This window comes from Streptomyces sp. SID14478 (genome assembly GCF_010548525.1).
GTDB lineage: Bacteria > Actinomycetota > Actinomycetes > Streptomycetales > Streptomycetaceae > Streptomyces.
In genome coordinates, this window is record NZ_JAAGMG010000748.1 from 1 (window position 1) to 3,475 (window position 3,475).

Genomic DNA, 3,475 nt, shown 5'->3' on the forward strand with positions numbered 1-3,475 from the left:
CCGGCCTCACGCCCGCCACCGGCTGACCGCGAACCCGCCGCCCGCCCGTCGGACCTCCGCCGCCGCCGGCCCCGGGAAGTGCGCCGGGATCACCAACTCGTGCTCGTCGGCGGCGCGTTCGAGCACCCGCACCCGGCTCCTCGCCGACCGGGCCCGGTCCACGCACAGCGCGCTGCTGCACGTGGGCGCGAGGAACTGCGCGGGGCTGTGCAGCAGATCGCCCACGAAGACGGCCCGGTCGGCGCCGGAGGCCAGGCGCAGCACGGACGAGCCGGGGGTGTGCCCGGGCGCGGGTTCCAGGACGAGGCGGGAGTCGATGCGGTGCGAGTCCTCCCAGAGCACGGCCTGTCCGGCCTCGACCACCGGCGCGATGCTGTCGGCGAACAGGAGGCGGTGGTTGTCGTGCGGGGTGCGGGCGGCGCCGTCCAGGCCGTAGAAGTCGTGGTCGGGGCGCGGGACGAGATAGGTCGCGTTCGGGAAGGCGGGCACCCAACCGCCGCCGTCCGCCCGGGTGTTGCCGCCCACGTGGTCGCCGTGCACGTGGGTGTTGACGACGAGGTCGACGTCCTCGGGCCGCACGCCCGCCCGCGCGAGCCGGTCCGTGAAGTCGGTGTCGAGGTGGGAGAAGTGCGGGGTGCCCGGCCGTTCGCGGCCGTTGCCGACGCCCGGGTCGACCACGATGGTGCGGCCCCCGCTGCGCAGCACCCACGCCTGCACGGCGGCGAGCACCTGCCCGCTGTCCGGGTCCCGGAAGTCGGGGGTGAGCCACTCCTCGTGGGCGCGCCAGGTGTCCTCGATGCCGGGGAACAGCTCGCCCGGGGCGCCGAAGGACCCGCGCACCTCCTCGATCCTGATGATCTCGACGTCGCCGAGCGTGAGAGCCGAGGCCGCCTGCGCGTCCCTGCCCGCGCCAGTATCCGTATCCGTGTTCGTGCCTGCGCCCGCGCCCGTGTCCGTGTCCGTGGCTGCGACAGTGGTCGTGCCCATGTCCTTGTCCATGCCTGCCACCGTAGGAACCGGCCGCGAGCGCCTCAATGCGCGAAGGGATCTCCTCGATACGCGATCGGCTCACCGCTTCCGCGGCCGTCGCCCTACCCTGTCCCCCATGGACGTCGTCAGCGATGCGATAGCCGCCGTGCGGACCGGCAGCCCGTCCGCCAACCGGCTCCGGGTGAGCGGCAGTTGGTGCGTACGCCTGGACCGGTACGAGGGCGCCGGGTTCCATGTGGCCCTGACCGGGAGCTGCTGGCTGCTGCCCGACGGCGGGCGCCCGCTCACCCTGCGCCCCGGTGACGCCGTCCTGCTGCCGCACGGCGCGGGCCACGTCCTGGCGCACGCGCCGACGGACCCGGCGCGGGCCGCCCGCGCCGTGCCGTTCGACGCGCTCGACACGGTCCCGCGGGCGACCGGCGCCGCCGACGCGGTGGAGCTGCTGTGCGGCAAGTACCGCCTCGACCGCAGCCACACCCACCCGCTCCTGGCCGAGCTGCCCGACGTCGTGCACCTGCCGCGCGACGACGACCGCTCACCCGAACTCCGGGCCGCCATCGGCCTGTTGAGCCAGGAAGCGGACGCCGCGCGACCCGGCTCCTGCGCGGCCGTGCCGAGCCTGCTCGACCTGCTCCTCGTCTACATGATCCGGGCCTGGACCGCGGACCCGGCCACGGGCTCCGACGCCCGCTGGCCCCGCGCGCTCGCCGACCCGGTCGTCACGGAGGCGCTGCGCCTGCTGCACAGCGATCCCGCCCACGCCTGGAGCACCGACCGCCTGGCGGCCCGTACCGGCGTCTCCCGCGCGACCCTCAACCGCCGCTTCACCGCCCTGGTGGGCCGCCCCCCGATGACGTACCTGACGTGGTGGCGCATGACCCGCGCGGCGACGCTTCTGCGCACCGCCGCCGACGCCCCGCTGGAGTCGGTCGCCCGCGAGGTCGGCTACGGCTCGCCGTACGCCCTCTCCCACGCGTTCCGGCGGGAGTTCGGGGTGACGCCGGGGCGGTACCGGACGGCCGTACGGGCGTAACCGCCGGGCGGCCGCAATTCACTGTCCCGATTCGCTTGCCTAGAGCGCACTCCACGTCCTTGGCTGAGACGCATGAAGTACACGCAGCTCGGACGCACGGGACTCAAGGTCAGCCGGCTCGTCCTCGGCACCATGAACTTCGGTCCGCAGACCGACGAGGCCGACAGCCACGCCATCATGGACGCGGCGCTGGCCAGTGGCATCAACTACTTCGACACCGCGAACGTGTACGGCTGGGGTGAGAACAAGGGCCGTACCGAGGAGATCATCGGCACCTGGTTCGCGAACGGCGGCGGCCGCCGCGACAAGACCGTCCTCGCCACCAAGCTCTACGGGAACATGGCCGCGGACGGCGACGCCTGGCCCAACCACGACAGGCTCTCCGCCGTGAACATCCGGCGGTCCGTGGACGCCAGCCTCAAGCGGCTGCAGACCGACTACATCGACATCTACCAGTTCCACCACGTCGACCGCCGGACCCCCTTCGAGGAGATCTGGCAGGCGATCGAGGTGCTGGTGCAGCAGGGCAAGATCCTGTACGCCGGTTCCTCGAACTTCCCCGGCTACAAGATCGCCCAGGCCAACGAGCAGGCGAAGGCGCACGGCCGGGTCGGCCTCGTCAGCGAGCAGTGCCTCTACAACCTGGCCGAGCGCCGCGCCGAGATGGAGGTCATCCCGGCCGCGCAGGAGTACGGCGTCGGCGTCATCCCCTGGTCGCCGCTGCACGGCGGCCTGCTGGGCGGCGTGCTGAAGAAGGAGTCGGAGGGCAAGCGCCGCCGCGACGGCCGCAGCGCCTCCGCGCTGGAGAGCACCACGGTCCGCGACCAGGTCCAGCGTTACGAGGACCTGCTGGACAAGCACGGCATCGAACCCGGCGAGGCGGCCCTGGCCTGGCTGCTGACCCGGCCCGGCGTGACGGGCCCGATCGTCGGCCCGCGCACCCAGGAGCAGCTGGACTCGGCGCTGCGCGCGGTCGAGCTGGAGCTGAGCGAGGAGGTCCTGGCCGGCCTGGACGAGATCTTCCCCGGCCCGGGTCCGTCGCCGGAGGCGTTCGCCTGGTAGGCGCGTACAGCGCGCCGTGAGCGGCGGCGGTCGGGCGTTACTGGCCGACCGCCGCCGCCACTGCCACCACGACGAACATCAGCACGAGCACGCCGGCCATGATCCGGTTACGGGTTTTCGGGTCCACGCCATCGAGACTAACGCGTGCCCGAAAGCGGCCAGCCCTCGACCTTCTCGTAGCGCGGCCGCTCCCCCGCGCCGCCGGACACCGGTGGATTGCTGCGCACGAGCGCCAGCTCGCCCACCGTCCAGGCCGTGCCCGCGAAGGCGTCGAGCGCCGCCACGTACGGCCCGAAGTCGGCCTGGGCCCGGCTGCGGGCCAGCGTCAGGTGCGGCAGGAAGCGCCGGTGCTCCTCGCGCGGCCCGCGGCCCTTCGCCGTACGTACGCGA

General features: G+C 73.5%; 3 protein-coding genes and 1 pseudogene. 2 read left to right on the forward strand and 2 right to left on the reverse strand.

Annotated elements, in window-relative coordinates; all coding sequences use genetic code 11:
* Window positions 1-6 precede the first annotated feature (6 nt).
* Complete coding sequence (locus G3I40_RS24925; protein ID WP_239091925.1) at window positions 7-999, reverse strand: MBL fold metallo-hydrolase; 993 nt, start codon at window positions 997-999, stop codon at window positions 7-9.
* A gap of 106 nt (window positions 1,000-1,105) precedes the next feature.
* On the opposite strand from G3I40_RS24925, the gene G3I40_RS24930 reads away from it, so the two are divergent.
* On the forward strand, window positions 1,106-2,023 hold the full coding sequence (locus tag G3I40_RS24930) for an AraC family transcriptional regulator (RefSeq protein WP_164304359.1): 918 nt from the start codon (window positions 1,106-1,108) through the stop codon (window positions 2,021-2,023).
* 72 nt (window positions 2,024-2,095) lie between these two features.
* Complete coding sequence (locus G3I40_RS24935; RefSeq protein WP_164304360.1) at window positions 2,096-3,085, forward strand: aldo/keto reductase; 990 nt, start codon at window positions 2,096-2,098, stop codon at window positions 3,083-3,085.
* Window positions 3,086-3,222: 137 nt separating this feature from the next.
* Here the strand turns inward: G3I40_RS24935 and G3I40_RS24940 are convergent.
* Window positions 3,223-3,475: pseudogene (locus tag G3I40_RS24940) on the reverse strand (2'-5' RNA ligase family protein); the annotation flags it as partial.